Source organism: Kribbella sp. NPDC004536, assembly GCF_042873835.1.
GTDB lineage: Bacteria > Actinomycetota > Actinomycetes > Propionibacteriales > Kribbellaceae > Kribbella.
In genome coordinates this window covers 1358629-1385616 of sequence record NZ_JBIALY010000003.1, presented here as the reverse complement: position 1 = coordinate 1385616, position 26988 = coordinate 1358629, and the positions used below count along the sequence as shown (strand labels likewise).

Genomic DNA, 26988 nt, shown 5'->3' with positions numbered 1-26988 from the left:
AAATCTGGCGGGTGCAGATTGGGATGCTGGGTTCGTTCGAGGTGCGGTCCGACGGTGGAGGGCTCGTCGACGTACCGGGGGCCCGGCTGCGGGGGTTGCTGGTTGCGCTCGCGCTGGATGCGGGGCGGGTGGTTCCGAAGGGGACGCTCGTGGACTGGATCTGGGGTGAGCAGCCGCCGGCCGACGCGGCGAACGCGTTGCAGCGGCTCGTCTCCCGGCTCCGGAAGGTGCTGCCGGTCGAGGGGCACCCGGACGGGTACCGGCTGCAGATCGACCCCGACGACGTCGACGCCGTACGGTTCGAACGCCTGCTGACCCGCGCGCGAACCAATCAGGACGTCCGGTTGCTGCGCGAGGCGCTCGAGTTGTGGCGCGGGCCTGCGATGCAGGACATCGGGCTCACCGAGAGTGGCGCCTTCGACGCCGCCGGCACGCGGCTCGACGGACTGCGGCTGGCCGCGATGGAGGACCGGTACGACGCGGAGATCACGCTCGGCAATGGCGCCGAACTTGTCACCGAGCTGACCGATCTGGTCGCCGCGCACCCGGTCCGCGAACGCCTGGTCGCCGCGCTGATGCGCGCGCTGGTCGCCTCCGGCCGCGACACCGAGGCGCTCCGGGTGTACGAACGTACCCGCGAAACCCTCGCCGACGAACTCGGCGTCGATCCCTCGCCCGAGCTGTCCGCCCTGCACGTCGCCCTGCTCAGGGGTGAGCTCGTACGCCGGGACGAGAAGCGCAGTACGAACCTGCGCGAGGAGCTGACGACCTATGTCGGCAAGGACGCGGACGTCAGCGCGGTCCGCGACCTGATCACCGAGCACCGCCTCACGACCCTGATCGGCCCCGGCGGATCCGGCAAAACCCGCCTCGCCACCGAAACCGCCCGCACCATGCTGAGCACCCCGCACGACCGCGCCCCGCACGACCGCGCCCCGCACGACCGCGGCCCGCGCGACGGCGGCTCGCGCGACGGCACCCAGCCCGAGCGCGGCGTCCGCGAAAGTGATTTGTCCGACGGTGTGTGGATGGTTGAGCTTGCGGCGATTGGTGCGGACGGGGATGTGGCGCAGGCGACGCTCGGGGCGTTGGCGCTGCGGGATGCGTTGCTCGGGGACGTGCCGGAGACCGACCCGACGGATCGCGCGATCGCTGCCCTCCGGGAGCGGGCGATGCTGCTGATCCTGGACAACTGCGAGCACGTGATCGAGTCGGCCGCCCGGTTCGCGCACCGGGTCCTGGGCGAATGCCCGCGGCTGCGGATCCTCGCCACCAGCCGCGAACCGCTCGGCATCACCGGTGAGGCGCTCTGGCCGGTCGCACCGTTGGTACTCCCAACGGAAGCCGCGGACCCCGCCGAGATCGGCAACTCCCCCGCGGTCCGGCTCCTGCAGGACCGCGCGAGCGCTGTCCGCGCGGATCTCGCCCCGGATCCCGCGACGATGGCCCGGATCTGCCGCGCTCTCGACGGTATGCCGCTGGCGATCGAACTCGCCGCGGCCCGGCTGCGCACCATGTCGCTCGAACAGCTCGCGAACCGCCTCGACGACCGCTTCCGGCTGCTGACCGGTGGCAGCCGTACGGCGCTCCCCCGGCACCGCACGCTCCGCGCGGTCGTCGACTGGAGCTGGGAACTCCTCTCCGACGCCGAACGTGCCGTACTGCGCCGGCTGTCCGTGTTCGCCGGCGGCGCGAGCCTGGAATCCGCCGAGCACGTCTGCGCAGGAGGAGACGTCGAGTCGTACGAGGTCCTCGACCTCCTGACAGCGCTGACCGAGAAGTCGCTGGTGGTGACGAAGGACGATCAGCGGTACCGGCTGCTCGGCACGATCAAGGAGTACGCCCAGCAGCGGCTCGAGGAAGCGGCCGAGACCGACCCGACCCGCCGTACCCACCTCGCCTACTTCACCGAGCTGGCCGAGACCGCGGACCCGCATCTGCGCCGCGCCGAGCAGCTCGAGTGGCTGACCGTTGTCGAGGCCGAGCACGACAACGTCGCCGCCGCGATGCGCGCGGCACTGGCGGCGCGCGATGCGGAAGGTTCGATGCGGCTCGCCGCGGCCGCCGGGTGGTACTGGTGGTTCGCCGGGCACAAGGTCGAGGGCAGCGAGTTCCTGATGGCGGCGCCGGAGGTGCCGGGCGAAGCGTCCGACGAGAGCCGTGCGGTGGTGTACGCGTTCGTCGCCAACTTCATGACGTCGGGGCGGGGCCGCGACCAGTTCGACGCGGCAGACTGGATCCGCAAGACCGCCGAGATGAGCCGGCGCGTGCAGAGCTCGCATCCCGCGGTGACCCTGTCGACCGCGCTGGAGGGTCTGCTCCAGGGACCCGGCTCGTTCGTCTCCACGTTCGAACCGTTGCTCACCGCCGACGATCCGTGGGTACGGGCGTTGGCGCGGCTGCAGACCGGCAAGATGCGGATCATGCTCGGCGACGGCGGCCTCGACGCCGACGTCGCGCTGGAGACCGCGCTGGCGGAGTTCCGCGCCATCGGCGAACGCTGGGGCATGTCGTTCGCGTTGACCGAGCTGGCCGACCGGCTCGCCGTCCGTGGGCAGTTCGCGGAGGCGAGCGAGTACTACGAGCAGGCGATCGCAGTCGCCGCGGAGGTCGGCGCGACCGAGGACGTCGTACGGATGCGGTCGCGGCAGGCGCAGCTGTACTGGCTGGCCGACGACCGGAAGGCGAGCGCCGCGGCGATGGACGAGGCGCAGCAGAAGGCCGAGCGCGTCGCGTGGCCGGAGGCCCTGATCGAACTCGCGCTGTCCAAGGCGGAGCTCGCGCGCTGGGACGGTGACGTCGAGGAGGCGCGCAGGCAACTCGCCCGCGCGACGAAGCTGCTCGGTCACGAGGCCGAAAGCCCGAACCTGCGGGCGACGATCGAGGACCAACTCGGCTATCTGACGGCGGATCTCGACGAGGCCTGGCAGCACCGGAGCGCATCGTTCCAGGCCGCCGCCGAGGGCGGGCACCTACCGGGCATCGCGCAGATGCTGGTCGGGATCGCGGATCTCGCGCTGCGTACCGACCAGGACGAGCAGGCCGCGCGGCTGCTCGCCGCGAGTGCCGCCGTACGCGGGCTGCCCGATCGCTCGAACCCGGACGTGGCCCGCGGCGAAGACGAAACGCGGCGTCGCCTCGGTGACACGAAGTTCACCGAGGCGACGGAAGAGGGCCGGCAGGCGAGCTGGCGAGAGCTCGTCGAGGTCACGCTCGCTTCTTGAACGTCGAGGTCGCCCAGACGTACCCGACGACCGCGATCCCGAGGCACCAGGCGAACGCCGCGATCAGGTCGCCGGTGTGCGGGGCGCCGTTCAGCAGGCCGCGCAGCGACTCGATGATCGGCGTGAACGGCTGGTACTGCGCGAACTGTTTCACGCCCGGCCCCATCTTGTCGGCCGGCACGATCGCGCTGCTGAAGAACGGCAGCATCACGAGCGGGACCGAGGCGAGCCCCGCGGTCTCCGGGCTCTTCGCGAACAACCCGAGCGCGACGGTCAGCCACGCGGTCGCGATGCCGAGCAGTACGACGAGACCGATCACGCCCAGCCACTGCATGAAGCTGGCCGACGGGTTGAAGCCGAGCGCGAACGCGACCCCGATGATCGCGGCGATCGCGATCAGGTTGGTCAGCACGCTGGCGATCACGTGCCCGGTGAGAACCGCGCCGCGCGGCACGTCCATCACCTTGAAGCGGTTGATGATGCCCTTGGTCATGTCGGAGTTCACCGCGGTCGCGACGGCGCCGAGACCGTAGCAGACCGCCAGCAGGAGCATGCCGGGCGTCGCGTAGTCGACGTACGGTACGCCGACGCTGAACGCGTCGCCGAGCATGTAGACGAACATCAGCATCACCACGACCGGCATCAGTACGGCGTTGAAGACGGACGTCGGGTTGCGGGCGATGTGCTTGAGGTTGCGGCGCAGCATCACCATCGAGGGGTTCTTCATTTCGCGACTACCTCCGCGGTGTCGTGGCCGGTCAGGGCCAGGAATACGTCATCGAGATCAGGGGTGTTGACCGAGAACTCGTCGGCGTTCAGCGAGTACTCGTCGAGCCGGTCGAGCAGGGTACGGACGGACTGCGTACCGCCGTCGCTGGGGACCCGGAGCGCGAGCGCGTCGTCGTCGCGGGTCGCGTCGGGGAAGATCCGGGCGGCGGTGTCGAGGTCCTCGATCGAGCCGAACCGGAACCGGACGTGGGTGCCGGGCAGCTGCCGCTTGAGTTCCTCAGGGGTGCCCTGGGCAACCAATCGGCCCTTGTCCAGGACCGCGATCCGGTCGGCCAGCTGGTCGGCCTCGTCGAGGTACTGGGTGGTGAGGAAGATCGTCACGCCGCCGGCCAGCAGTTCGCGGATGATCGTCCACATGGTCCGCCGGCTGCGCGGGTCGAGGCCCGTCGTCGGCTCGTCGAGGAAGATGATCTGCGGGTCGCCGACCAGCGTCATCGCCAGGTCGAGCTTGCGGCGCATACCGCCGGAGTACGTCGACGCGGGCTTGTCGGCGGACTCGACCAGGTCGAAGCGCTCCAGCAGGTTGTCGACCGCGCCGTTGGTCGCGCCGGCGGTCAGGTCCACCATCAACTGGAGGTTCTCCCGGCCGGTGAGCAGTTCGTCCACGGCCGCGAACTGGCCGGTGACGCCGATCGCGGACCGGACCGCCTTGGCCGCGGACGCGACGTCGTGGCCGGCCACCCGGACCGTACCGCCGTCCGCCTTCGTCAGCGTGGTGAGCACGTTGACCGTTGTCGTCTTGCCGGCCCCGTTCGGGCCGAGCAGCGAGAAGACGGTGCCCGCGGGGACCTCGAAGTCGATGCCGTCGAGCACGGTCTTGTCGCCGAATGCCTTGCGCAGTCCTGTGACCGCGATCGCCGAAGTTGTCATGGAACCACAGTCGGCGGCACCCCTGACACGCTCCTGACACGCCGCCTACACCGTGTCAGCGCTCTGCGGAGCGCCCTGTCAGGAGGACTGGCCACAGTTAGGGACATCCCGAAACAAGGAGCAGTCACATGTGGACGTTCAGCACCCCCGCACCGATCGCCGCCGCGATCGACATCATCTTCGGCACCATCACCGTCCGCGCGAGCGACCGGACCGACACCGTCGTCGAGGTCCGTCCGGCCGACCCGTCGTGGGACCTAGATGTGAAGGCCGCCGAGCAGGTCCTGGTCGAGTACGCCGACGGGAAACTGCAGGTCAGGCACCCGAAGCTGCGCTCGATCTTCAGCAAGCGGTACGGCGCCGTCGAGGTCGTGATCGAACTACCCGCCGGCTCCGACCTGCAGGGCTACACCGCGAAGGGCGACTACATCGTCGAGGGCCGGGTCGGTGCCTGCGAACTGAAGACCGCGAATGGCGACATCCACGTCGCTGCAGCCACCGGCAACCTGCGCGCCAAGTCGGCCACCGGCAACATCACCGTCGGCGAGGCAGCCGCCGAGGTCCACGTTCGCACCGCCGCCGGCAACATCCACGTCGGCACCCACGGCATCGGCCCGGTCGACCTCTACACCGCCACCGGCGAGGTCGAGGTCACCGTCCCCGACGGCACCGCCGCCGCCCTGGACGCCCGTACGTCGATCGGCCGCGTCTTCAACAACCTGGACAACGGCCCGGCCACCCGCACCATCCCCGTCCGCGCCCGCACCCACGGCGGCAACATCACCGTGAACGCGGTACCGACCGACAGGAGGTATCCGGCAGCCGGCTAGTGCACCTGAGCGTGGACACGGCCACGCGTACACCGTCTCGCAGGTGCACTACCTGTTGCTCGGTACGCTCTTGGCCAGCGAGCCGAGCAGCTGGAGCTTCTCCGCGGAGGAGGAGCCGGGTTCGGCGGTGTAGAGCATCAGGATCAGGCCCGGCTCGGCGGTGACCGCGAGTTCTTCGTAGGCGAGCGTGAGGTCCCCGACGTCGGGATGGTGGAACCGTTTCGTGCCGGTGCCGTGGGTCCGGACGTCGTGCGAGCCCCAGAGCCGGCGGAACGTCTCGCTCTGGGTGGACAGTTCGCCGACCAGGTCCTGCAGCGCGCGGTCGTGCGGGTCGCGGCCGGCCTCGGCACGCATGATCGCGACGCACATGTGCGCGAACAGGTCCCAGTCGGGGTAGAACTCCCGCGACGCCGGGTCGAGGAACTGGAACCGGGCCAGGTTCGGTGTCCGGCCGCCCTCCCCGATCACCGGTGAGTAGAACACCCGCCCGAGCGCGTTCGTCGCCAGCAGGTCCTGCGCGGGGTTGCGGACGAACGCGACCCCGTCGGTGATCGCCTCCAGCGCCCACTGCAGGCTCGCCCGGGATGTGGTCTGCGAGGTCGGGCGACGGCGGCGCCGCCCGGAGGTCGGGATGCCGTCGGCGGCCCGGGCGAGGTCGAGCAGGTGGGCGCGTTCGGTGTCGTCGAGCCGGAGCGCCTGCGCGATCGCCTCGAGGACCGCGGACGAGGCTCCGGCGATCGCCCCGCGTTCGAGCTTGGCGTAGTACTCGATGCTGACGCCGGCGAGCATCGCGACCTCGTTCCGGCGCAGTCCCGGCACCCGCCGGCGGCCCACGTCCGGCAGCCCGACCTCCGACGGCGTCAGCTTGGCCCGCCGGGAAGTCAGGAACTCCCGTACCTCGGCCTTGTTGTCCACCTGATCGACAGTACCGGCGGCAGACCGGGTGAGGGATGTACTGCTGGTACACCTCTCGAGCGGGTCTTCTTCGCGACGGTTCCCGGCGCTTGCATGGAGGCGCAAGTGATGCCGAGAGGAACCAGATGACCCTGACCACCGGGCGCGCAACCGCCGGACCAGCGCTTACGACGACCGTTCTGGGGACGGTCGTACTGATCACCGCGATCGCGCCGCTGGCCACCGACATGTACGTCCCCGCGTTCCCGCTGGTCGCCCATGACCTCGATGCGAGTGCCACCGAGGTACAACTCACGCTGACGACGTTCTTCGTCGGCATGGCGCTGGGTCAGTTGGTCGGCGGCCCGTTCTCGGACCGGGTCGGCCGTCGGCGTCCGCTCCTGGTCTCGTTGCTGGTCCTGACCACCGCCTCGGCGGTGTGCGCGTTCAGTCCGTCGATCGGCGTGATGATGTTCGCCCGGTTGGTCCAGGGTTTCAGCGGCGGCTGGGCGATGGTCATCGCGCGATCGGTCGTCGTCGACCTGACCTCGGGAACCCGGCTGGTCCGGACGATGAACCTGGTCTCCGGGATCGCGGGCGTCGCGCCGATCGTCGGCCCACTGATCGGGGCGGCAATTCTGCAACTGTCGCACTGGCGGGTTTCCTTCTGGGTGGTCGCCTCGCTGGCCGCCGTCATGCTGGTGACGGTCGCGATCGGCGTACCGGAAACCCTCCGCCATCGCAGCGCTCCGGCCCAGATGTCCATCGCGGTACTGCGGAATCGTGGGTTCATCGGCTACCTGGTCGTGTTCGCGTTTTCGATGGGCACGATCTTCGCGTACGTCGCCACGTCGGCGTTCGTACTGCAGTCGATGAACGGTCTGTCGCCGATGCTGTACTCAGTCGACTTCGCGTTCAACGCGGTCGGCCTGACCATCGCCACGCTCGTCGCCGCGCGGCTCGCCGATCGGGTCCGGACCCGGGCGGTCGTCGCCGCGGGTCTGACCGCGACCGCACTGGCCGGCGGAGCGCTGCTCGTCGGCGCCGTCTGGTTCGGCATGCCACTCCCGGTCGCAGTTGCAGGGTTCTTCGTACTGATGACCGCGCAGGGCCTGATCGGCCCGAACGCCGGGGCGCTGGCGTCGGCGCAGGTCCCCGACCAGGCCGGTACCGGCTCGGCTGTGCTGGGTTTCCTCCAGTGGTGCATGGCCGGAGTCATCGCCCCACTCGCGGGGCTCGGCGGCGAACGTACGGCCGTACCGATGGCAGCCATCGTGCTCGCCCTGACCGCCCTTTCCCTACTCGCACTGATCACCAACCAGAGAGGTTCCCTCCCATGCGTGGAGTCATGATGTACGGACCCGGCGACGTCCGGGTCGAGGACCGGCCCGATCCGGCCGTGCAGTTGCCGACCGATGCGGTCATCCGGCTGAGTGCGACCTGCGTCTGCGGGTCCGACCTGTGGCCGTACCGCGGTCAGGACCGGCTCGACGGGCCGACCCCGATGGGCCACGAGTACGTGGGCGTGGTTGAGGAGATCGGGTCCGCGGTGACCACCGTGCGGCCCGGTGACTTCGTGATCGGCTCGTTCTTCGCCTCCGACAACACGTGTGAGATCTGCCGGGCCGGCTACCAGTCCCGGTGCATCCATGCCGAGCTGATGGGTGCCATCGGCACCCAATCCGAGCTGGCCCGGGTACCGCTCGCGGACGGCACGCTGGTCGCCGTACCGGGGACGCCCGACGCCGACCTGATCCCCTCGTTCCTGGCCGCGTCGGACGTGCTCGGCACCGGCTGGTTCGGCGCTCTCGCCGCCGAGGCCGGGCCGGGCAAGACCGTCGCGGTCGTCGGTGACGGAGCGGTCGGGCTGCTCGGCGTACTCGCCGCGAAGCAGCTCGGCGCCGAACGGATCATCGCGATGAGCCGGCACGAACCGCGCCAACAGTTGGCGCTGGCGTACGGCGCGACCGACATCGTCACCGAACGCGGGGACGAGGGCGTTGCCCGGATCAAGGAACTCACCAACGGGTACGGCGCGCACAGCGTCATCGAGGCCGTCGGTACGCAGGAGTCCATGCTGCAGGCGATCCGCTCGACCCGAGCCGGCGGACATGTCGGATACGTTGGTGTGGCCCACGATGTCAGCCTGCCCGGCGACGAGCTGTTCTTCTCCGGCGTGCACCTGCACGGTGGACCCGCGCCGGTCCGGCAGTACCTGCCGACGCTGATCGACCTGATCTCCCGGCGCGAGATCGACCCGGGCAAGGTCTTCGACCTCACCCTTCCGCTCGACGACGCAGCCAAGGCCTACGACGCGATGGACCAGCGCCAGGCGATCAAGGCATTGCTGCAGCCCTAACGCGTCACCATCTGGAACCACCTCTGCATCGGTCACGGTACGGACTGCAGGTGCTCAGGCGTCAACTCCTGCGTACGGTCGAACGCGCCGCCGTCGAAGTCCACCATCGCGACATGCCCGTCCGCGTGCATGACCAGGTACATGCCGGCCGGCGTCAGGTTGAACCCCGGCCGCAACCGCTCGCCGTCCGCGAGTGCCGTACCGTCAGGGCAGCTGGGTCTTGGCCCAGTGGGCCCATTCGCGGTGCATCGCGGCGTATCGCATGCCCCATTCGAGCGCGATCCGGCCGTACACGGACAGGTCGTTGTCGCCCCAGTCCGTGTTCTGCTCGACCGTCCGCAGCTGTTCCTCGAGTTCGTCCATCTGCTTGACGCCACGTTCCATGAAGCCGCGCGCCTCCTCCGGCGTCACCGTGCCGAGGAAGAACACCCGCAGCAGCAGGTCGTCGCGGCGCCGTCTGGGTCGCTCCTCGAGCAGCCAGCGGTGCAGCTCCGCGCGTCCGGCGTCGGTGATCGCGTACTCCTTGCGGCCGCGCGGGCCCTCCGCGTTCACCGTCACCTGCTCGTCCGCGGCCAGCTTGGCGAGTTCGCCGTACAGCTGGCTCTGGGTGGCGGGCCAGACGTTCGCCAGCGACTGCTCGAACTGACGCATCAGGTCGTACCCACTGGCGGGGTGCTCGACGAGCAGCCCGAGCACCGCGTGTCGAAGGCTCATGGCAGGATCATGACATTCCACTGTTGACATGTCTAGTACTGACTGTCTACCTTCTACCTGTCACTACTGGAATGTCAGGGGAGTCGGGATGAACTACCTCCGCAGTTTCGCGCCGTGGATCGTCTACGCGATCGCCACCACCCAGCTGGACTGGCGGCTGTGCGCGCTGATCGGCCTGGTCATCGCGGTCGCCCTGGTCGCCTGGGAACTGTCCACCGGCAAGGGGCTCGAGTCGATGGTGATCGAGGTCAGCGCCGCCGCGTTCTTCGCGCTGGTCAGCCTGGTCGCCTTCACCCTCCCCGACGCGCCCTTGCACGAGAACCTGCTCGCGCTCTCGTCGGCCTGGCTGGCGCTGACCGCGTGGGGTTCGCTGGCCATCCGGCAGCCGTTCACGCTGGGCATCGCGCGGACGATGGTCCCGCAGGAGATCTGGGACAACCCGGTGTTCCGCCGTACGAACGTGATCATCACCATGGTCTGGGCGATCAGCTTCACGGTCGAGGGCATCGCCGCCGCCGTGATCACCGCGGCCGCACCGCACGTCGTCACACCGATCGTCCTGCTGCGGATCGCGTCGTTCGTGGTGCCCGCCGTCTTCACGGTCCGCTACTCGAAATACGTCCGGGCCCGCGCTGTCGGATCGGCCGGCGAGCGTTCGTTGGAGAGGTAAAGCCAACCCGGAAGGACGATCACCATGTACACCTTCGACATCTTCAGCAGCCTGGACGGATTCGGCTCGCACAGCGGTGACTGGGGCGGGTACTGGGGCAAACAGGGACCGGAGTTCCTGGCCCGTCGCCTCGACCTGTACAGCACCGACCAGCGCCTGGTCCTGGGCGCCGACACCCAGCGGATCAACATGATGCTGCTGAGCGGCGGCGACGAGGAGTTCGACCCGTGGGTACGGAGGATGCGCGAACTCCCCACCACCGTCATCTCGTCCACGTTGCAGAACCCGCTCGACTGGCCTGACGCCACCGTCGTCTCGGGCGATGCCGTCGAGGTGGTCCGCCGGCTCAAGGCGGAGTCCGAGGTACCGCTGCGGTCGCACGGCAGCCTGTCGCTGAACCGGGCACTGCTCGCGGCGGGACTGGTGGATCGGATTCAGGTGACGGTTTTCCCTGTGGTCACGGGGCAGACCGGGTCCGACCCGATCTTCGGCGGCGGCCCCGACCTCGACCTCGAACTACTCGAATCGCGCACTCTCGACGGCAACACGCAGGAGCTGATCTACCGCCCTACGCTGCACGTCACGCAGTAAGGCCGGCCAGGAAGAGCGCGACCATGCGGCGGGCGTCGTACCGTTCATCGGTCCCGCCGATGCACAAGTTGCCGATGGCATGCATGAACTCCAGCGCCTGCACGTCCTTGATCCCCGCCGCGGTGAGGAGCTCGTCGCACACCGGCAGGAGTTGGTCCAGGAAGTACTTGTGCAGCGCTTCACCACTGGGCAACCCGTGCTTGGTGACCAGGAAGTCGACGAATCCGTCGACCCAGCGGCGCAGGGCGGCGTACGGCGTGGGCTCGGACTCGAGGTACTCCGGTCCCCGCCGCGCGAGCTCCTCCACCTGATGGCGGTAGACCGCGACCACGAGGTCGGCGCGAGTCGGGAAGTGCCGGTACACGGTCCCGACCCCGACGCCCGCCCGCGCGGCGATGTCCCGCACCGGCGCGTCGACCCCCGCCGCCACGAACGCCGCGGCCGCCGCGTCGAGCAGTGCCTTCTCGTTCCGCCGTACGTCAGCGCGCCGTCGCTCGGCCACGAATCCTCCCTTGCAAAACGGAACGCCGTTCCGTATTGTCGAATGCGGAGCAGCGTTCCGCTTTGCTCCCATCATGACACCCCTTCGGAGGAGATATGCAGTACCGCACGCTCGGACGGACCGGCGTCCAGGTCAGCACGCTCGCGCTCGGCGCGATGAACTTCGGCGCCATCGGCCGCACCGGCCAGGACGAGGCGACCGCGATGATCGACCGCGCGCTGGAGGCCGGCATCAACCTGATCGACACCGCCGACATGTATTCGAACGGCCAGTCCGAGGAACTCGTCGGAGCCGCGATCGCCGGCCGTCGCGACGACGTCGTACTCGCCACCAAAGGTGGCCTGCCGATGGGCGACGACCGCAACCACCGCGGCGCGTCCCGTCGCTGGCTGACCACTGCCCTGGAGAACAGCCTCCGACGGCTGAACGTCGAGTACGTCGACCTGTACCAGGTGCACCGCTGGGACCCGGCCACGAGCGACGAGGAAACCCTGTCAGCGTTGACGGATCTCCAACGCGCCGGCAAGATCCGGCACTTCGGAACCTCCGAGTATCCGGCGTACCGCCTGGTCGAAGCCCAGTGGTCCGCCGACCGCCACCACCTCAGCCGCTTCACCACCGAACAACTGAGCTACTCACTCCTCCAACGAGGCGCCGAAACCGAGACGCTGCCGGTCGCCGAGCAGTACGGCCTGGGTGTCCTCGCTTGGAGCCCGCTCGCCTCGGGCTGGCTCTCGGGTGCCGTCCGCGCCGGCCGGCCGATGACGACCAGCCGCTCCACCTTCATGCCCGACCGTTTCGACGCGACACTCCCGGCCAACGCCGCCAAACTCGAGGCGGTCGAACAACTGGCCAAACTGGCCGAGCAGTCCGGTCTCACGCTGATCCAACTGGCCCTGGGCTTCGTCACCACGCACCCGGGAGTGACCAGCGCGCTGATCGGCCCGCGCACGCTGGACCATCTCAACTCCCAGTTGGCCGCCGCGGACACCGTCCTACCTCCGGACCTCCTCGACGCGATCGACACTATCGTTGCTCCCGGCACCGACCTCGCCGCGGCCGAGAAGCACGCGGTCACGCCCGCCCTCACCGACCCCGCGCTGCGGCGCAGATGATCCGCGGCGGAGCAGCAGCGCCGTGACGCCGGCCATCACCAGGACCAGCGCGACGCTGACCCAGACGACGATCTCGGCCGCCGCCGCGTAGTCGCGCGCACCGGCGGGATGGTTGCCGAGAGCACCGAAGAAGACGGTACCGAGCACCGCCAGACCGGCGGACCCGGCGAACTGCTGGGTGGTGTTGAGCGTCCCGGAAGCGACGCCCGCCTGCTCGGGCCGTACGTCGGTCAGCGCGACGCCGATCAGCGCCGGCAGGATCAGCGTGTTCCCCAGCCCCAGCAGGGCGAGCGTGGCCGCGAGCCACACGACTCCTGCCTGACGGTGCAGGGCGACTGCGAGTGCGACGGTACCGAGCAGGTCGATGGCGCAGCCGACGAGGATCACGCGCGCGGCGCCGTACGCCACGATCCACCGCCGCCCTGCCAGCGGGGCAACGATTCCGGCCAGCGCCATCGGCGCGAAGGCCAGTCCTGCTTGCAGCGGGGACAGACCGAGCCCGTTCTGCAGCAGCAGGCTGATGACGAAGATGCTGCTGGAGAAGTACGCCATGAACGCGATGCTGACGACGAGACCGGCGCGGAACGTGCCGACAGCGAACAGTCGTACGTCGAGTAGTGGCGCACCGCCGGCAGCCAGGAGCCGCCGTTCGTACGCCACCGTCAGTACCGCGGCGGGAACTGCGGTGACCAGCAGCACCCAGCACCAGACCGGCCAACCCTGCGCACGCCCCAGCACTAGCGGCACGAGCGCGAGTCCGAGTGCGCCGGACACGCCCACCACGCCAACGGGATCCAGCGACACCTCGCGGCGCGGCTGGGTCTGCAGGACCCGCGCGGCGACGGCCAGTACGACGATGCCGACCGGCAGGTTGAGGAGGAAGATGACGCGCCAGCCCAGACCGAGTACGTCGGCGTTCAGCAGCAGGCCGCCGAGAACCTGGCCGAACACCCCGCTCACCGCGGCCGTCACCCCGAACCAGGCCAGCGCTTTCGGCCGGGCGGCCGGTGCGTAGCCGCTGACGATCAACGCCAGGATCTGCGGCACCATCATTGCCGCGGCCAGGCCCTGCAGCAGGCGAGCCGCAACCAGCTGTACGGGCGATCCGGCCAGCCCGCAGAGCACCGACGCGGCGGTGAACGCGGCCATCCCGAGCAGGAACATCCGGCGATGCCCGAACAGGTCGCCGAGCCGGCCACCGGTCACCAGGCCGGCGGCGTAGCTGAACGCGTACCCGCCGACGATCAGCTCGAGCGCGGCCTGACCGGCGTGCAGGTCGCGTTGCAGGGAGGGGATCGCGACGTTGACCACGTTGAGGTCGAACCCGTACATGAACAGCGCTGCGAGGACGACGGGAAGCAGTGCGCGCCGAACCGATGACATGAGCGTCTCCTGGTTGGTCGATAGTTGGTCGATGGTTGTTCGATGATCTTCGACGGCGTCGAACTTTATCGAACACTTCGAGAAACGTCGACATGTTCTCGGAACTGACCTACGATGAACGGGTGACCGCAGACGGCATGCACCCCGAGGTGTCCGAACTCGAACTCACCAAGGTCCTGGCCGCCCTCGGCGACCAGGGCCGCCTGCTCACGGTCCAGGCCCTGGACCGCCTGGGCGAGTCCGACTGCACCCGCCTGCAGGCCGACGCCGGCCTCACCATGAGCCGCTCGACGTTCTCCCACCACCAGAAGGTGCTCCGCGAAGCCGGCATCCTGCACGCCCGCATCCAAGGCTCCCAACGAATCCTCAGCCTCCGCCGGGCCGACCTCGACACCCGCTTCCCCGGCCTCCTCGATGCGGTTCTGAATCCACGCTGATAAACCGGGTGACGACGATCGCGCGCCTCGCGAGAATGGCGGGTGTGGACGAGGTTCGGGTTGTTGTCGCGCACAGCGAGCGGACGACGTTGCGGGTCGGGGACACGTTCCTGAAGATCGACTCCGACGACGCGAACCTCGAGGTCGAGGTCGAGGCGATACGGCTGGCGCCGGTGCCGACGCCGGAGGTGCTCTGGCGGAAACCGAACGTCCTCGCGTTGGCCGCCGTACGAGGGACCGCGCTGGGTGTACTGGGTGCGCCGTCGCCCGCGTCGCCGGACGCCTGGGCCGCGGCCGGTGCCGCCGTACGGAAGTTGCACGAGGCACCTTTACCGCCGTGGTCGGCTCCGACCAGCGAGGACATCGCCGCGAAGCTCGACGGGGAATGCGAGTGGCTGATCGCGAACGGCGTACTCCCCGCCGACCTGGTCACCCGCAACCGGGAGCTCGCCGAGCTCGCCTTCCGGCCGTGGACGCCGGTCTTCGCGCACGGCGATCTGCAGATCACCCACATCTTCACCCACGGCGACGAGGTCACCGGGATCATCGACTGGTCCGAGGCGAGCCAGGGCGACCCGCTGAACGACCTGGCCGTCCTGACGCTCGGGCACGAGGAATGCCTCGACGACCTGCTCGCCGGCTACGGCACCGACGTCGACGTCGAGGTGATCCGGGCGTGGTGGTCGCTACGCAGCCTCCGCGCGTCCCGCTGGCTGATGGAACACGGCTTCGACCCGAACACCCCCGGCGGCGAGTTCGACGTACTCCGGGCGGCCTACGAGCGGTCGTAGTGTGACGGCGGGAACGGGTGCCGCTCGGTGAGCGGGTAGATCTCGCCCTCGGACTCCTCGCGCTGGAGTTCGGCCTCGGCGTCCTGGTACTCGGCGCTCTGGGTCACGTCGGTCGGTACCGGTTCGTCGGTCGCCGGCGGTACGTCGTCCGGGTCGTACGCGTCGAGACCCGCCTCGACCCGCTCCTCCTCGGTACGGCGGGCCAGCTCGTCGTCGTCCGGCCGCAACGCCGAGGCACCACCGTGCTCCCGCCGGTCCCGGTGCGCGTTCTCGGACGTGTCGAACGGTTCCTCGGTCATCGTTCCTCCCTAGGCGCGACTCTCAGCCCACGGTACGCCTCGGCATGCCGGTGGGCGGTTCGGGTCAGCGGCTGACGTGCGCGGTGCTGTCGAGCCAGTGCTGGGCGAGGTCCGCGTCACCGTCGACGACGACTTCGGTCAGCGGAAGCCGTCGGGTCAACGTCAGCAGCAACGAGCGCGCGGGCCCGGTGATCGTCACGTCGGCCTGCTGCGTTCCGGAGTGCCAGGTCGCGCCGTCGGGCCGCCGTACGACGAACCACGCGCCGGCGTCCGTGGCCTGCCACTGCAGGACCTGCCCCTCACCCCGGATCGCGTGCGCCGACTCGGGCCGCTGCACCTCCCACGTCGGAGAGGTGAGCATCGCCAGGTGATTGCTGATCAGCGCGGCTGCGACATCTGCGTCGACATCTGCGTCGACATCGGTGTCGACTTCGACTTCGACAGACCGACCGGCCGCCGTGGCCGCGTCGAAGCCGTGGACGACCGCCTCGTTGAGCTGCCCGGTCAACCAGAACTGCCCTCCGGTCCGCCCGTCCGCAGCCGCGTTGAACACCGGCGCTTCGAGCGCGTCGTCCTCGAGTGCGTCCACGAGTCGCTGCGCGGACTCCGCCAGCCAGGCGGGCCACTCGCCGGAATCGGCCGGCAGCGCGACCACTTCGGTAGGCAGCTGCGTGGGATCGGTAATGCGGCGCTCGATGATCTCCGCGACCCAGTTCTGGGTCTGGCCGACGTGCTCGACCAGGTTGGTGACAGTCCACTCGGGAGCCGTCGGCACCGGAGCATCCGGTCCGGCCGCGGCGGCTGATTCCGCCAACCGCCGGGTGTGCTCGACGATCGCACGCCGCGCCTGCTCGGGGGTCATTCGCCTGTCCTTTCCGACAACGGAGAACCGTTCGCGGCCCACCGTACGTGCGACCAGGGGCATGTCCGGATTCCTGGGACACGTGTCCCGCGGGCCGCGCGGAGAGCCAGTACCGTGAGCTGATGCACCGGGTCGCGGTCGTCGGGTACGAGAACGCGGAGCTGGTCGACATCGCCTGCGTCACGACCGCGCTCGCGTTGGCGAACCGGCTCGGCGCCAACCCGTCGTACCAGGTGGTGCTTGCGACCGTCGGCGGCAGGGCGATCCGCTGCGAGACCGGGCTGACCTTGCAGGCACAGGCCCGGCTCGAAACGATCCGTCGCGTCGACACCTTGATCGTGTCGGGAGGCGCCGGCCATCAGGCGGCAGCAGGCGACCCCGCACTCGTACGGCACGTACGACGCCTGGCCGCCTGCGCCGGGCGGGTTGCCTCGGTCTGTACCGGCGCGACCGTGCTCGCCGCGGCACATCTGCTCGACGGGAAACGCGCGACCACACATTGGCTGTACGCGGCTGAGCTCGAACGGTCCTACCCGGAGGTCCACGTCGACCCGTCGCCGATCTTCGTACGTGACGGCACCGTCGCGACCTCGGGCGGCGTCACCGCGTCGCTCGACCTGACGCTGGCGTTCATCGAGGACGACCACGGCGCCGAGCTCGCGCGGTGGGTCGCGATGGGGATGGTCACGTACCTCCAACGGCCGGGCAACCAGGCGCAGATGAGTATGTTCACCGCCGCACCACGGCCGGACCACGCCGGCGTACGGATGGTGTGCGATTACGTACTCACACACCCCGACGCCGATCTGAGCGTCGCTGCCCTCGCCGCCCGAGCCGGCGTCAGCGCCCGGCAGCTGACCAGGCTGTTCCGCGAGCACACCGGCGAATCACCCGCCACCGCCGTACGTCGGATGCGGCTCGAGATCGCGGCTCGCCTGGCTACGACCACTGACCTGCAACTGTCGCAGATCGCGCGCCGCTGCGGGTTCAGCTCGGCGGAGACGCTGCGGCAGGCGTTCGCGGCCAGGTTCGGGGTCAGCCCGCGAACGTTCCGGCAGACCTCAAGCGCGCACCCGACGTGACACGGCGACGGCGAACGCTGTCGTGAACGCCAGATGCACGACCAGGAACACCTTCGCGAGGTCACGCGCATCACCGGTGGCCACCCCAACGATATCGTTGCCCGCGACAACGCCGAACCCCACGAGATTCGCCAACAGCACAGGCCGGATCACCACTGCGCGCGTCATCCAGTCCAGCACAGCGATCCCGAGGAACGGCCCACCGAGCAACCGCATCAGCGCCAACAACTCAGGCGAGGCATCGTCCGGCACCGCACCGACCCCGAACTGCGCCGGCACGAGCAACAACGCAAGACCGACTGCACCAAGGTAAACAGCCGCGGCGGTAAGGACGTACTTGACCATCCCCACATGCTGCCGCTCCAGATCGAGCCGCGAACGGCACACGTCCGGAATCCTGGGCTACCTGTCCGTGTCGTACCGTCTGTCCCATGACCCGCCTACTCCTGGTAGACCTCGACGCCGACCTAGTCTCCGCCTGGCGCCAGGCCTTCGCGACCCCGATCGCCGAGGGCCTGGTCGAAGTACGCCACGGCTCGCTGCTCGACGTACTCCCCGAAGTAGACGCCGTATTCACCGCCGGCAACAGCTACGGCCAGATGGACGGCGGCATCGACCGCGCCCTCGCCGACCACTGGCCCGGCATCCAACGCGCCGTCTGGGCCGCCATCGCCGACGACCACCACGGCTACCAACCAGTCGGCACCGCAAGCGTCGTCCCGACCGGCGACACACGGTGTCGCCGGCTTGTCTACGCCCCCACCATGCGCGTCCCGATGCGTCTGACCGGCGGCCTGGAACTCGCCGTACACGACGCGTTCTGGTCAGCCCTAGTTGCCATCAGCAACCACCAGGTCGAGGCGATAGCCACCCCCGGCTTCGGCACCGGCTTCGGGCACGTCTCCCCCACCAAAGCCGCCCACCTGATGTCCACCGCCCACACCCTGTGGCGCCTCCCACCCACCACCCCCATCTCCCACCGCGAACGACTACTCCACGACGCCTCGCACTGAACGGAGTGAGGGTATGGCTGCCTGCTCGCCCCGCTGGGGAGGTTGCTGACGCACGGCGCCTCACGCGCCGAGTTCAGTGAGTTCCTCTGGTACGAACTCGAGGACCACTTCGGGCTGGATCCCGAGCGCTGCGAAGTCGATCGATTCGCTGACCAACTCGCCGCGCTGCACAGCCGCTAAGGTTGCTCGCCATACGAGCGTGGGTGCAAAACCCGACGGATGGAGGTCTGGACGCGATGTTCCTGCTTCAGATGTCGGGCGTCCCCGGGTCGGGGAAGTCCACCGTCGCGGCGCACGTCGTCGCCGCGCATCGTGCGGTTGCCGTCGACTACGACGTGGTCAAGTCCGCGATCCTCGACGCCGGCTTCGACCTCACCGCCAGCACCAAGGCGGCGTACGAAGTCATGTACGCGCAGGCGCGCCACGTCCTGGCCCAAGGCCACTCGGTGATCATGGACAGCCCCTGCTTCTGGCCGAGAATCCTCAGCGAGGGAATGGAAATCGCCAAGCAGCACGATGCAGCGTACAAGTACATCGAATGCCAACTCGACGACCTGCACCTCCTCGACGAGCGACTCGCGCACCGACCGCGGCTACGCACCCACCGACGCGGCGTCAACCACCCACCACCAGACGTCGGCGACACCCTGGAAGACGGTGCGGCCTTCTTCCGCGACGCCACCACCCGAGTCCATCGCCCTCCGGCCAACTACCTCCAACTAGACATGCACCGCCCCCTGACCGACGTACTACCCGAGGTCGACCGCTACCTGAAACAGCCGACCTGACGATGGTTCCGCGACCAGATCCGAACAACCGTCACAGGCCACACATAACAGCCCAACACGAGTTCAATCTCGGCCGGCGTGGACGAGGGTTTCGGCGAGTTCGGTGGGGTGGGTGGTCATCGCGTAATGAGCGCCCGGCGTCTGCAGTATCCGGCACAGCGGGCCGAGCCGTTGTGCCCTCTTCTCCCAACCGTATTCGCCTGGCGGAAAGGCGATGTCGTTCACGGGGTTGATGTAGCTGGTCTTGATCTTTCCCGAGCCGATCAGGTAGTAGAAGACTCGTAGGTCGAGTTGATCGGTGAAATAGCCGACCGGTACGGGTGTCATCGCGGCGTAGATCGTTTCGGCGTCGGCCCTGGTCATGTTGTTGCAGGCGCGTTCCCGGATCAGGTCGAACGGCAGCAGGACCCCTTGGGCGGGGTCGAGCGTACCGAAGATCGCGGTTTGCTCGGGCGGGAACTCGTCGGCCAGTGCGTGTCCGTCCGCGACCACGAGAGAACTGACGAACACCAGCCGGGTGATCGAGTCGGGGACCTGTTCGGCGGCTTTGGCGATGAAGCTGCCCGCGATCGAATGTCCGACCAGCACGACATTGGAGAGGTCGTGTTCGCGGAGGTACGCCACCAGCGAGCCGACCGCGTCAGCATGATTCAGATCGAGCGACGCTCCAGGACCGTGCCCGGCGAGGGTTGGTGTGTGCACCGAATGCCCCTGGCCGCGGAGCTCGGCCGCGACGCGATCCCAGGTGGCGCCGGTCTGGAACGCTCCGTGCACCAGCACGAAAGTCGATTGGTTCGTTTCGTCGATCATTTCTCCACCTCGTAGGTCAGCTTGACGACCTTCGAGAAGGTCTTGACGGCAGCGAGTCTCAAGTTCGCGGACTGGCCGGCACGGAAATAGAACTGGTCTCCGCTGCCCATCAGCAGCGGGTAGATGGTGAGGTCGATCGCGTCGACCAGTCCTTCCCGCAGGAGCGTCTCCCCCAGCCGACCGTGCCCCAGAATCAGCAGCGGTCCGCCGTCTTGCTCCTTCAACCGTGTCACCTCGGAGACCACGTCGCCCCGAACAATGGTCGGGTTGCCCCACTCGGCGTTGTCGAGCATCGAACTGAACACGTACTTCGGCATTTCGGTAAGCCGTTCGCTCCACATCGGCTTGTGCGCGCCACTGCCGTAGAGAGCGGCGAATTCCTCGTAGACGTGCCGACCGAACAGCAGCGCGTCGCACGCCTCCAGCAGACCCAGGCCGTCTCGGAGGTAGGCGTCGTCCTGGTGTTTTCCCACTCCCATGCCCACAGGGTCAGACGTGACGCCGTCCGTCGAGGCCAGAACGTACTCGATGATCTTCCGCACGGCGTTACTCGGGCGTCCGGTAGGTGAAGACAAGTGTTGCCACGATAGGTGCTCCTTGTTGTGGAGGTTTCGGGTACAGACACCGACTTGCGCTGAGACTGGTCGCGGGGGACGGCGACCAGTTCACGCTGAGGCCGGTGTCTATAGACCGAATCACTGCCGATGATCTAGGAGGGACAGTGGCGAACGCCGATGTGATGGCGCGGGCGCGGGCCGGCGACAGTGACGCCTTCCGAGAGCTGACCGAGCCGTATCGGCGAGAACTGCAGGTGCACTGCTATCGGATGCTCGGATCGTTGCAGGACGCCGAGGACGTGTTGCAGGAGACTCTGTTGGCCGCATGGCAGGGCTTGGCCGGATATAGCGCACGTGCCTCGATCCGTACGTGGCTGTACCGGATCGCCACCAATCGATGTCTCAACGCACGGCGCTCCGCAAGCCGACGCCCGGTCAAGCAGTGGGATGTGCCGAACGTCGAACCACCGAAACCGAGCCGACTCGGCGAAGTTGTGTGGCTGCAACCGTTCCCCGACGTGACGCCCTTGGCCGATATTCCACTGGGGCCACAGGCCCGGGTCGAACAGAGCGAGTCGATCTCGCTCGCGTTCGTGACAGCGCTTCAGGAGCTGCCACCGCGCCAGGTCGCCGTACTCGTACTGCGCGATGTTCTCGGGTTCCGCGCGAACGAGGTCGCGGACATGATGGAGACGTCCGTGGATGCGATCAACGGCGCACTGAAACGGGCGCGCGCGGGTCTGCGACACCGCCGCCCGCTCGACGACGATCGGGAGCCCGCACCACCGCCCGGTTCCGCTGCAGAAGAGGCCGTCACCGCCCAATTCGTCCACGCGTTCCAGAACAACGACATCGACGCACTGGTGGCGCTGCTCACCGACGACGTCTTCACCTCAATGCCGCCGCTACCTCTCGAGTACGAGGGCCGCGAGGCCGTTGCCGCGTTCTGGTCCACACTCTTCGCCGCCGGCCGCCGAATCCACCTGATCCCGACCCGCGCAAACGGCCAACCAGCCTTCGGCACCTACCTCCAAGCCCCAGACGGCACCCACCACGGCACCGGCCTCATCGCCCTCACCCTCCAAGGCAACCAAATCAACGCCATAACCCGCTTCGAAAACACCGCCCTCCCCTGGTTCGGCCTACCCCGTTCCCTCCAAACCTGATCCAACGCCGCCGACAGTCATCAGCTAACGCCCGCACGCGCTCTAACACAGGGCAACGCCGGTTCCGCGTCGGACTCAGTCAGACATTCAGGTCATACGAAAGCCGGTCTCCCGAACGGGAACCGGCCGGACGACGCTAACTTCCTTGCATACAAGGCGTTTCGCCTATCTGGTTGATGCGCGCTGGACTCGCTTCACCACGGTTGTTACGTGTGGTTCGCTCCCACCCCCCACGGCGTCACGCGGTCCGGTGGACGCGCCAAACCCTTCTCCTCGCGATGCGCGTTGTGACTACTCAGTCGTCCGGCACCCACTCAGAGATGATCCATGGGCGTCTAGGCGACTCGCGCTCCGCGATATGACCTGGTGGCATTGATGCGAGTTCTCTTATCGAGGAGTTGTGGTCGATGGCGTGCCAGATGTGGGTTGCAACGCAAGCTCCTGGGCCGTTGGGGTCGTCGCCATCCCCGATCGCCCAGGCGCCGTCGGGAAAGTGCGCAACGTGCAACGCCGGCCTACTGCCGTCGAGGACCGTAGTCATCACAACAGCCCCGAGCTGTTGAGGGAACTCGCCATGCGGGAACGGCCACGGCATGTACTGAAGCATCTCTCGCCGGTCCTGGTGATCACCCACACCTCAATTATGTGTGCCGGCCATCTGGAACCTGATCGGTACCGGCTGCCCGCGCGTGGTCGCCGTCCGCTCGGTTCGCGGCACTCGAACCGCGGATCGGGCCGCGCCGCACCATGCCGACAGTCCGACCGGCGACGGCGCTTCAGTATGCCGATCTCAAACGCGAACACCACCGTCGCGGCGGGTTCCGGCTGGCCAAGTTTGCGCTCATCGCACTCACACAAGCAACTGGATCATGCGTCGAAGTCGTAGCGGAGAACATGGGCGGAAGCGTCGAGCGTCATCTCGTTCAGCTCCACCGGAGTTCCCTCTGCGGTGTACGCCGTACGCGCGATCGTGATCACTGGCGTACCTGCATCGAGCCCGAGCATGGAAGTCTCGGTCTCGGTCGGCATGCGTGACCTCAGGTCTTCTCGGAAGCGGCTCGGTGCGAGCCCGAGTTCGGCCAGCCGCGCATACACGCCACCCGGCCCGGTGTCTTTGTCTGCGATCGCCGTCCCACGCGCGATCGAAGCTGGCAATGACGAGCTCGCAATCAGCACAGCGCGCCCGTCCAGAAGATAGCGCCGGTTTCGCGTGATCACGGTCTCGCCCTCCTCGAGGCCCAACGCCTCCGCGATGTATCCGCTGGCTTTGGTCTCGCGCACCTTGACCTTGTCCACGGTCAGCGCACGCCTGTCCTCATCGCTGTCCCAGACACCGCGACCAGTCCCCCACCCATCCCGCGAAAGCCGCGAGATCCCCTGCCGCACGATCGGCCGGAAGTCCCGGACAAATACGCCCGCACCCTTACGGGTGCTTGTGAGCCCCTCGTTCTGCAGAACACTCAGCGCCTGCCGCGCAGTCATCCGAGCGACGCCATACCGCTCCATCAAGGCGTTCTCACCAGGAAGTCGCTCGCCCGGCGCATAGCTTCCCGAGTTGATGGCATCCCGCAGGTCACCCGCAATCAAACGGTACTTCGCCCGGCCGCCAACATCTCTAGACACATGTTCACCGTACTAGCGAGCGGGCGGCCGTCGAAGTCGGCCCACCGAACAGCTTGACCTCTCTAGAGAGGTCAAGGAAGATAGAGACATCTCTAGAGAAGTCCTCGATGGCTACAGGTGGTGACTGTCAAAGGAGTGAGCCATGACCACAGGGCGTGGGACGGCTGGAGTGACGAACATGACGAACAGCGAAGGCACATGGCTGGCGCCGGAGCCGACCACGCTTGTTCTCGAGCCAACATCGCTGTGCAATCTCGACTGCACGTACTGCTACCTTCCAGCAAGGAAGCTCAAGCGCGATATGTCTCCGAATGTTGCGCAGGCGATCGCGGACGGTATCCCTCCGGGCTGGCCGTCGTCGGGAACACTGGAAGTGGTCTGGCACGGCGGAGAGCCCTTGGCTACTGGAGTGTCCGCAATGCGCGAGCTTCTCGCACCGTTCGAGGAGTTGCGTCGGGCAGATCGAATCACGCACGTGATTCAGACCAACGCGACCTTGATCAGCGACCAGTGGTGCAACCTGTTCAGTGCGTACGACATGTCGATCGGAGTCAGCATCGACGGTCCACCCGAACTGACGAGCAACCGCGTGGATTGGCGCGGCCACCCGGCTTTCGATCGCATCGTGGCCGGCATCTCCAAGCTCAGGGAGCGGAACATCCATTTCAGCGTCATTGCGGTCGTCGACCAGGCGAGTGCAGGCCGAGCAGGTGAGCTCCTCGACTTCGTTGCCGCCACGGGGTGTCGGTACATCGGGATCAACTTGGAGGAGAAGGAGGGAGCAAATCAACACGGCGGTACGCCAACCATCGAGCAGGCGCGGCGCTTCTGGCATGACGTATTCCTATGGAGCAACGCGAACCCCGATATGAAGATCCGGGAAGTTGAGCATCTGCTCGAATACCTGGCTCTGTCGCCAAGATCTCGTGCGGCAACCGTGCTGCACGACCCAATCCCGACGATCGGCTGGAACGGCGACACGGTTCTTCTATCACCGGAACTACTCGGCACTCACAGCTCCGCATTCCATGATTTTGTTGCAGGCAACGTCCTGACCGACTCGCTGCAGGAGATCATCGATCGCGGCGCGGAACTCGCCTACGTCCAGGAATTTCGCGGCGGCGTCGAGGCCTGCAAGGCAGCGTGCGAGTTCTTCGGTCACTGCCAGGGCGCCCACGCCGGCAACCGATTCTTCGAGCATGGGAGCTTCCTCGCAACCGAGACTGAGCACTGCCGAACCTCCACACAAGCAGTTGTACTCGCACTCCATGACATTCAATGCGAAAGGGGCCCCGCAAGATGACGATCCTCGAGCAGTTGGCGAACGTGGACACCGGCTGTGTTGCTGAGATGATCCAAGCCCGGCGACACGACGCGCCCGATCGAACGACGGACGGCTGGAACAACAAGTCGAGTTGGGACAACTGAGCACAAAGGCCCAAGCCGTTCAAGAAGAAGACCATCTACTTCCGCAACCGGTAAGTTCTGTCTCAGTAGCTTCTCTTCTGAGCGGGTGTCGATGGAGATCGTTGAGTACGGCTTGGCGAAGGTGTTGTTGCCTCACATCGAGGAAGGCGAACTGCGCACAGTCGACGACCTCGGCGGCCCCTCCACGACCGATTTCAGGTATGCCGACCGGTCCGTCCGGCACCTTGCCGTGGCAGACGCGGCCTTGTCCGGCGGCACGCTGACTCGGATCGAGGCACGGCGGGCAACCTTCGACCAGGCAATGATCCAGTCGGTCGTCTTCGATCAGTGTGTGGTGCTGTCGAGCGACTGGATCGACTGCACGCTCGCGCGAGTGAAGTTCCGCGACTGCAAGATCCTCGGCGGCAACTTCGTCGACAACAACTGGAGCAACGTCGTCTTCGAGCGATGCCGGCTCGAGTACCTGACGTTCGATTCGATCCGTACGAACGCACCCGTCGTCTTCGTCGACAGTCGGCTCAAAGAGGTCATCTTCCGCCGAACAGACCTCGCGGGTGGCCACATGTCCGCCTGCGCTCTGGACGACGTCGAGTTCGACGGCGGCAGCTATACCAATTTCGACGTCAGAGGCAACGATTTGTCGACGGTGCGAGGAGCGAGCAATCTGAACGGTGTGATCATCGACCCCATCCAACGCCAGGAACTCGGCGAGGCTCTGGTCTCCGAACTCGACCTGCGTTACCTCGACCCGGACAACACATGAACGACGTCCGTCGCCGCGCCTGGATGGAAGGTCATCTGGAATGGGCAGCTGGAGAGTTCGGGGTTCGACGGACCGGTGCGCCGGTACACACCTCGCGGCTGCATTCGGTCGGCTGCCGCGTCCTCGATGCCGGCCAGGACGCCTGGCTACGGGTGGTTTACGCAGACCCGGAGTGGGGCCAGGGCAGCTATCTCGGCTCCAACGTGGCCGCCAACGAGATCCTCGGGGTACCCAAGCCGATAGTTGAGCGATGGCGTGAGTGGGACGACAACGGCCGCAGGATGCGCGGCGAACTCAGCACCTTCGTCGCGGATCGCAGCGTCTCAGCCGGCATGGCGCCCAGCACCGAGCCGCATCTCTCAGATCAATGGATCGCGGATCTCAACCACGCGCTCCACGCCCTCGCAACCCATCCTCTTCCCAAGCACGGTATGGACCCGAACCACCTCAACGACGGCATCAGAGCCTTCTTCGGCGTCGAGGTCGACATCGCCGACGTCCCGTGGACCACTGCGCACTGTGATCTGCATTGGGCCAACCTCACCGCCCCACACCTGACCATTCTCGACTGGGAAACCTGGGGCAAGGCGCCTGTCGGCTACGACGCCGCATCACTCCTCTGCGCGACGCTCGCCTACCCGGCTCTCGCTGACAGACTCCGGACCGGCCTCGGCGACTTCCTGGGGCCTCCGACCGCTCACATCGCAATCCTGACCGCCGCCACCCGCTACCTCCGCTTCGCCGACGGCGGCGAACTAACCGAACTGGCACTCCCAATCCGCCGCCTCGCACTGGAGACCATCGACCAACTCTGAGCCACCACGACAATCGAAAGGGCCGGTCACAGAAGCGACCGGCCCTTCATCCTGTGGAGCTTAGGGGATTCGAACCCCTGACCTCTTCCATGCCATGGAAGCGCGCTACCAACTGCGCCAAAGCCCCGCGGTGTCTTGCGACTCCGAAAGCTTAGCGGATGAGTGCCTGCAAAGAAAAATCGGTTCCCTCGTGGGGCTGATGTGGTCCAGGACACCTCTGAGTTGCTGTCTCTGCGGGCTCGCTGATCACAGTACGTCGCCTTGTCGCACGGGCCGTACTGGCAGCTGAAACTGCCTGACATGGTGAGGTTTTGGTCGTTCGGCGTCCGCTGTGGCGCGTCTGAGTCGGGCGGCTGGCGGGTTGTTGCACGACTGGCGTGCTACAACCTGCCAGCCGCGAAACAAGACGCCAGGCTACGTGGGCTGCGCCGGTTCGAATCGGGGTCGGTCAGCCGCCGTCCGCCGGGATATGCAGGTCGTCCACCGCACCGTGCAGGTCCAGCGTCGGCACATGCAGGTCGGGCGCCACCCGGCGCACGCGGAGTCTTGCGTGGCCGGAGCTCTGCAACAGCGGATGGCTCCGTGTGGGCCAGGGGCGGACCCATGCAGCTAG

The 26988-nt window shown here is 67.5% G+C and carries 31 protein-coding genes and 1 tRNA gene; 17 read left to right on the top strand and 15 right to left on the bottom strand.

Features of this window, described 5'->3' with window-relative positions:
- Positions 1-11 precede the first annotated feature (11 nt).
- Positions 12-3224 (top strand): BTAD domain-containing putative transcriptional regulator, encoded by a 3213-nt coding sequence (locus ACFYRU_RS32060; protein ID WP_387665483.1) that lies wholly within the window; start codon positions 12-14, stop codon positions 3222-3224.
- On the opposite strand, the gene ACFYRU_RS32055 is transcribed toward ACFYRU_RS32060, so the two are convergent.
- Positions 3208-3951, bottom strand: a complete 744-nt coding sequence (locus ACFYRU_RS32055) for an ABC transporter permease (RefSeq protein ID WP_387665480.1) — start codon at positions 3949-3951, stop codon at positions 3208-3210. The two genes, ACFYRU_RS32060 and ACFYRU_RS32055, sit on opposite strands and share 17 nt — an antisense overlap.
- Positions 3948-4883 (bottom strand): ATP-binding cassette domain-containing protein, encoded by a 936-nt coding sequence (locus ACFYRU_RS32050; protein ID WP_387665478.1) that lies wholly within the window; start codon positions 4881-4883, stop codon positions 3948-3950. Before ACFYRU_RS32050 ends, ACFYRU_RS32055 begins: the two co-directional genes overlap by 4 nt.
- Positions 4884-5011: 128 nt before the next feature.
- Between ACFYRU_RS32050 and ACFYRU_RS32045 the strand changes: the two genes are divergently transcribed.
- On the top strand, positions 5012-5713 hold the full coding sequence (locus ACFYRU_RS32045; protein ID WP_387665475.1) for a DUF4097 domain-containing protein: 702 nt from the start codon (positions 5012-5014) through the stop codon (positions 5711-5713).
- 48 nt (positions 5714-5761) lie between these two features.
- Here the strand turns inward: ACFYRU_RS32045 and ACFYRU_RS32040 are convergent, their stop codons facing one another.
- Complete coding sequence (locus ACFYRU_RS32040) at positions 5762-6628, bottom strand: helix-turn-helix transcriptional regulator (RefSeq protein ID WP_387665473.1); 867 nt, start codon at positions 6626-6628, stop codon at positions 5762-5764.
- A 125-nt stretch (positions 6629-6753) separates the two neighbouring features.
- Here ACFYRU_RS32040 and ACFYRU_RS32035 point away from each other — a divergent pair, with 125 nt between their 5' ends.
- Together ACFYRU_RS32035 and ACFYRU_RS32030 are read left to right on the top strand one after the other, a co-directional pair.
- On the top strand, positions 6754-7959 hold the full coding sequence (locus ACFYRU_RS32035) for a multidrug effflux MFS transporter (RefSeq protein WP_387665471.1): 1206 nt from the start codon (positions 6754-6756) through the stop codon (positions 7957-7959).
- The gene (locus ACFYRU_RS32030; protein ID WP_387665468.1) at positions 7944-8966 is read left to right on the top strand and encodes a zinc-dependent alcohol dehydrogenase family protein; all 1023 of its coding nucleotides are present in this window, start codon (positions 7944-7946) and stop codon (positions 8964-8966) included. The genes ACFYRU_RS32035 and ACFYRU_RS32030 overlap by 16 nt, the downstream gene beginning before the upstream one ends.
- 32 nt (positions 8967-8998) lie before the next feature.
- On the opposite strand, the gene ACFYRU_RS32025 is transcribed toward ACFYRU_RS32030, so the two are convergent.
- Together ACFYRU_RS32025 and ACFYRU_RS32020 are read right to left on the bottom strand one after the other, a co-directional pair.
- Entirely contained in the window at positions 8999-9142 is a 144-nt protein-coding gene (locus tag ACFYRU_RS32025) for a hypothetical protein (RefSeq protein ID WP_387665466.1), read from the bottom strand.
- 28 nt (positions 9143-9170) lie between these two features.
- A complete protein-coding gene (locus ACFYRU_RS32020; RefSeq protein WP_387665463.1) occupies positions 9171-9680 on the bottom strand; it encodes a PadR family transcriptional regulator in 510 nt (169 codons plus the stop codon).
- Between the two features lie 88 nt (positions 9681-9768).
- On the opposite strand from ACFYRU_RS32020, the gene ACFYRU_RS32015 reads away from it, so the two are divergent.
- Entirely contained in the window at positions 9769-10350 is a 582-nt protein-coding gene (locus ACFYRU_RS32015; RefSeq protein ID WP_387665460.1) for a hypothetical protein, read from the top strand.
- Positions 10351-10374: 24 nt separating this feature from the next.
- Positions 10375-10941, top strand: a complete 567-nt coding sequence (locus ACFYRU_RS32010; protein ID WP_387665457.1) for a dihydrofolate reductase family protein — start codon at positions 10375-10377, stop codon at positions 10939-10941.
- On the opposite strand, the gene ACFYRU_RS32005 is transcribed toward ACFYRU_RS32010, so the two are convergent.
- Positions 10931-11443, bottom strand: a complete 513-nt coding sequence (locus ACFYRU_RS32005) for a TetR/AcrR family transcriptional regulator (RefSeq protein ID WP_387665454.1) — start codon at positions 11441-11443, stop codon at positions 10931-10933. The two genes, ACFYRU_RS32010 and ACFYRU_RS32005, sit on opposite strands and share 11 nt — an antisense overlap.
- A gap of 95 nt (positions 11444-11538) precedes the next feature.
- On the opposite strand from ACFYRU_RS32005, the gene ACFYRU_RS32000 reads away from it, so the two are divergent.
- Entirely contained in the window at positions 11539-12558 is a 1020-nt protein-coding gene (locus tag ACFYRU_RS32000) for an aldo/keto reductase (RefSeq protein ID WP_387665451.1), read from the top strand.
- Here ACFYRU_RS32000 and ACFYRU_RS31995 read toward each other — a convergent pair.
- Complete coding sequence (locus ACFYRU_RS31995; protein ID WP_387665448.1) at positions 12439-13941, bottom strand: MFS transporter; 1503 nt, start codon at positions 13939-13941, stop codon at positions 12439-12441. The genes ACFYRU_RS32000 and ACFYRU_RS31995 overlap by 120 nt on opposite strands.
- Before the next feature lie 122 nt (positions 13942-14063).
- On the opposite strand from ACFYRU_RS31995, the gene ACFYRU_RS31990 reads away from it, so the two are divergent.
- Both ACFYRU_RS31990 and ACFYRU_RS31985 read left to right on the top strand, forming a co-directional pair.
- Entirely contained in the window at positions 14064-14378 is a 315-nt protein-coding gene (locus tag ACFYRU_RS31990) for an ArsR/SmtB family transcription factor (protein WP_387665445.1), read from the top strand.
- Between the two features lie 44 nt (positions 14379-14422).
- Positions 14423-15169 (top strand): phosphotransferase, encoded by a 747-nt coding sequence (locus tag ACFYRU_RS31985; RefSeq protein WP_387665443.1) that lies wholly within the window; start codon positions 14423-14425, stop codon positions 15167-15169.
- On the opposite strand, the gene ACFYRU_RS31980 is transcribed toward ACFYRU_RS31985, so the two are convergent.
- Together ACFYRU_RS31980 and ACFYRU_RS31975 are read right to left on the bottom strand one after the other, a co-directional pair.
- A complete protein-coding gene (locus ACFYRU_RS31980; protein ID WP_387665441.1) occupies positions 15154-15468 on the bottom strand; it encodes a hypothetical protein in 315 nt (104 codons plus the stop codon). The genes ACFYRU_RS31985 and ACFYRU_RS31980 overlap by 16 nt on opposite strands.
- 64 nt (positions 15469-15532) lie before the next feature.
- Entirely contained in the window at positions 15533-16330 is a 798-nt protein-coding gene (locus ACFYRU_RS31975) for a maleylpyruvate isomerase family mycothiol-dependent enzyme (protein WP_387665439.1), read from the bottom strand.
- A gap of 122 nt (positions 16331-16452) precedes the next feature.
- Between ACFYRU_RS31975 and ACFYRU_RS31970 the strand changes: the two genes are divergently transcribed.
- Entirely contained in the window at positions 16453-17412 is a 960-nt protein-coding gene (locus ACFYRU_RS31970) for a GlxA family transcriptional regulator (RefSeq protein WP_387665437.1), read from the top strand.
- Here the strand turns inward: ACFYRU_RS31970 and ACFYRU_RS31965 are convergent.
- A complete protein-coding gene (locus ACFYRU_RS31965) occupies positions 17392-17799 on the bottom strand; it encodes a hypothetical protein (protein ID WP_387665434.1) in 408 nt (135 codons plus the stop codon). The two genes, ACFYRU_RS31970 and ACFYRU_RS31965, sit on opposite strands and share 21 nt — an antisense overlap.
- 44 nt (positions 17800-17843) lie before the next feature.
- On the opposite strand from ACFYRU_RS31965, the gene ACFYRU_RS31960 reads away from it, so the two are divergent.
- Both ACFYRU_RS31960 and ACFYRU_RS31955 read left to right on the top strand, forming a co-directional pair.
- Positions 17844-18425, top strand: a complete 582-nt coding sequence (locus ACFYRU_RS31960) for a macro domain-containing protein (RefSeq protein WP_387665431.1) — start codon at positions 17844-17846, stop codon at positions 18423-18425.
- Between the two features lie 236 nt (positions 18426-18661).
- Positions 18662-19213 carry an AAA family ATPase gene (locus ACFYRU_RS31955; RefSeq protein ID WP_387665429.1) on the top strand — a complete coding sequence of 184 codons (552 nt, stop codon included), beginning with the start codon at positions 18662-18664 and terminating at the stop codon, positions 19211-19213.
- A gap of 63 nt (positions 19214-19276) precedes the next feature.
- Here the strand turns inward: ACFYRU_RS31955 and ACFYRU_RS31950 are convergent, their stop codons facing one another.
- Positions 19277-20023: an alpha/beta fold hydrolase gene (locus ACFYRU_RS31950; RefSeq protein ID WP_387665426.1), complete on the bottom strand. Its 747-nt coding sequence runs from the start codon at positions 20021-20023 to the stop codon at positions 19277-19279.
- Entirely contained in the window at positions 20020-20565 is a 546-nt protein-coding gene (locus tag ACFYRU_RS31945) for a dihydrofolate reductase family protein (RefSeq protein ID WP_387665424.1), read from the bottom strand. The genes ACFYRU_RS31950 and ACFYRU_RS31945 overlap by 4 nt, the downstream gene beginning before the upstream one ends.
- Positions 20566-20744: 179 nt before the next feature.
- Between ACFYRU_RS31945 and ACFYRU_RS31940 the strand changes: the two genes are divergently transcribed.
- Complete coding sequence (locus ACFYRU_RS31940; RefSeq protein WP_387665421.1) at positions 20745-21746, top strand: sigma-70 family RNA polymerase sigma factor; 1002 nt, start codon at positions 20745-20747, stop codon at positions 21744-21746.
- A 295-nt stretch (positions 21747-22041) separates the two neighbouring features.
- Here the strand turns inward: ACFYRU_RS31940 and ACFYRU_RS31935 are convergent, their stop codons facing one another.
- Both ACFYRU_RS31935 and ACFYRU_RS31930 read right to left on the bottom strand, forming a co-directional pair.
- Positions 22042-22380, bottom strand: coding sequence for a hypothetical protein (locus ACFYRU_RS31935; protein WP_387665419.1), 339 nt, complete (start codon positions 22378-22380; stop codon positions 22042-22044).
- Between the two features lie 233 nt (positions 22381-22613).
- On the bottom strand, positions 22614-23369 hold the full coding sequence (locus ACFYRU_RS31930; protein ID WP_387665416.1) for a GntR family transcriptional regulator: 756 nt from the start codon (positions 23367-23369) through the stop codon (positions 22614-22616).
- A 142-nt stretch (positions 23370-23511) separates the two neighbouring features.
- Here ACFYRU_RS31930 and amcB point away from each other — a divergent pair, with 142 nt between their 5' ends.
- The 4 genes from amcB (at position 23512) to ACFYRU_RS31910 (ending at position 26375) form a co-directional block, all read left to right on the top strand.
- The gene (gene amcB, locus ACFYRU_RS31925) at positions 23512-24672 is read left to right on the top strand and encodes a cyclophane-forming radical SAM peptide maturase AmcB (protein WP_387665414.1); all 1161 of its coding nucleotides are present in this window, start codon (positions 23512-23514) and stop codon (positions 24670-24672) included.
- On the top strand, positions 24669-24797 hold the full coding sequence (locus ACFYRU_RS31920; protein ID WP_387665412.1) for a hypothetical protein: 129 nt from the start codon (positions 24669-24671) through the stop codon (positions 24795-24797). Before amcB ends, ACFYRU_RS31920 begins: the two co-directional genes overlap by 4 nt.
- Before the next feature lie 91 nt (positions 24798-24888).
- Entirely contained in the window at positions 24889-25560 is a 672-nt protein-coding gene (locus ACFYRU_RS31915) for a pentapeptide repeat-containing protein (RefSeq protein WP_387665409.1), read from the top strand.
- Positions 25557-26375 (top strand): hypothetical protein, encoded by an 819-nt coding sequence (locus ACFYRU_RS31910; protein ID WP_387665407.1) that lies wholly within the window; start codon positions 25557-25559, stop codon positions 26373-26375. The genes ACFYRU_RS31915 and ACFYRU_RS31910 overlap by 4 nt, the downstream gene beginning before the upstream one ends.
- 54 nt (positions 26376-26429) lie before the next feature.
- On the opposite strand, the gene ACFYRU_RS31905 is transcribed toward ACFYRU_RS31910, so the two are convergent.
- A tRNA-Ala gene (locus ACFYRU_RS31905) sits at positions 26430-26502 on the bottom strand.
- Positions 26503-26988: the final 486 nt, after the last annotated feature.

Coding starts and splice junctions, on each gene's coding strand:
- ACFYRU_RS32055 (WP_387665480.1), bottom strand. CDS start 3,951: ATGAAGAACCCCTCGATGGTGATGCTGCGCCGCAACCTCAAGCACATC.
- ACFYRU_RS32050 (WP_387665478.1), bottom strand. CDS start 4,883: ATGACAACTTCGGCGATCGCGGTCACAGGACTGCGCAAGGCATTCGGC.
- ACFYRU_RS32045 (WP_387665475.1), top strand. CDS start 5,012: ATGTGGACGTTCAGCACCCCCGCACCGATCGCCGCCGCGATCGACATC.
- ACFYRU_RS32035 (WP_387665471.1), top strand. CDS start 6,754: ATGACCCTGACCACCGGGCGCGCAACCGCCGGACCAGCGCTTACGACG.
- ACFYRU_RS32030 (WP_387665468.1), top strand. CDS start 7,944: ATGCGTGGAGTCATGATGTACGGACCCGGCGACGTCCGGGTCGAGGAC.
- ACFYRU_RS32020 (WP_387665463.1), bottom strand. CDS start 9,680: ATGAGCCTTCGACACGCGGTGCTCGGGCTGCTCGTCGAGCACCCCGCC.
- ACFYRU_RS32015 (WP_387665460.1), top strand. CDS start 9,769: ATGAACTACCTCCGCAGTTTCGCGCCGTGGATCGTCTACGCGATCGCC.
- ACFYRU_RS32010 (WP_387665457.1), top strand. CDS start 10,375: ATGTACACCTTCGACATCTTCAGCAGCCTGGACGGATTCGGCTCGCAC.
- ACFYRU_RS32000 (WP_387665451.1), top strand. CDS start 11,539: ATGCAGTACCGCACGCTCGGACGGACCGGCGTCCAGGTCAGCACGCTC.
- ACFYRU_RS31995 (WP_387665448.1), bottom strand. CDS start 13,941: ATGTCATCGGTTCGGCGCGCACTGCTTCCCGTCGTCCTCGCAGCGCTG.
- ACFYRU_RS31980 (WP_387665441.1), bottom strand. CDS start 15,468: ATGACCGAGGAACCGTTCGACACGTCCGAGAACGCGCACCGGGACCGG.
- ACFYRU_RS31975 (WP_387665439.1), bottom strand. CDS start 16,330: ATGACCCCCGAGCAGGCGCGGCGTGCGATCGTCGAGCACACCCGGCGG.
- ACFYRU_RS31970 (WP_387665437.1), top strand. CDS start 16,453: ATGCACCGGGTCGCGGTCGTCGGGTACGAGAACGCGGAGCTGGTCGAC.
- ACFYRU_RS31960 (WP_387665431.1), top strand. CDS start 17,844: ATGACCCGCCTACTCCTGGTAGACCTCGACGCCGACCTAGTCTCCGCC.
- ACFYRU_RS31955 (WP_387665429.1), top strand. CDS start 18,662: ATGTTCCTGCTTCAGATGTCGGGCGTCCCCGGGTCGGGGAAGTCCACC.
- ACFYRU_RS31950 (WP_387665426.1), bottom strand. CDS start 20,023: ATGATCGACGAAACGAACCAATCGACTTTCGTGCTGGTGCACGGAGCG.
- amcB (WP_387665414.1), top strand. CDS start 23,512: ATGACCACAGGGCGTGGGACGGCTGGAGTGACGAACATGACGAACAGC.
- ACFYRU_RS31920 (WP_387665412.1), top strand. CDS start 24,669: ATGACGATCCTCGAGCAGTTGGCGAACGTGGACACCGGCTGTGTTGCT.
- ACFYRU_RS31915 (WP_387665409.1), top strand. CDS start 24,889: ATGGAGATCGTTGAGTACGGCTTGGCGAAGGTGTTGTTGCCTCACATC.
- ACFYRU_RS31910 (WP_387665407.1), top strand. CDS start 25,557: ATGAACGACGTCCGTCGCCGCGCCTGGATGGAAGGTCATCTGGAATGG.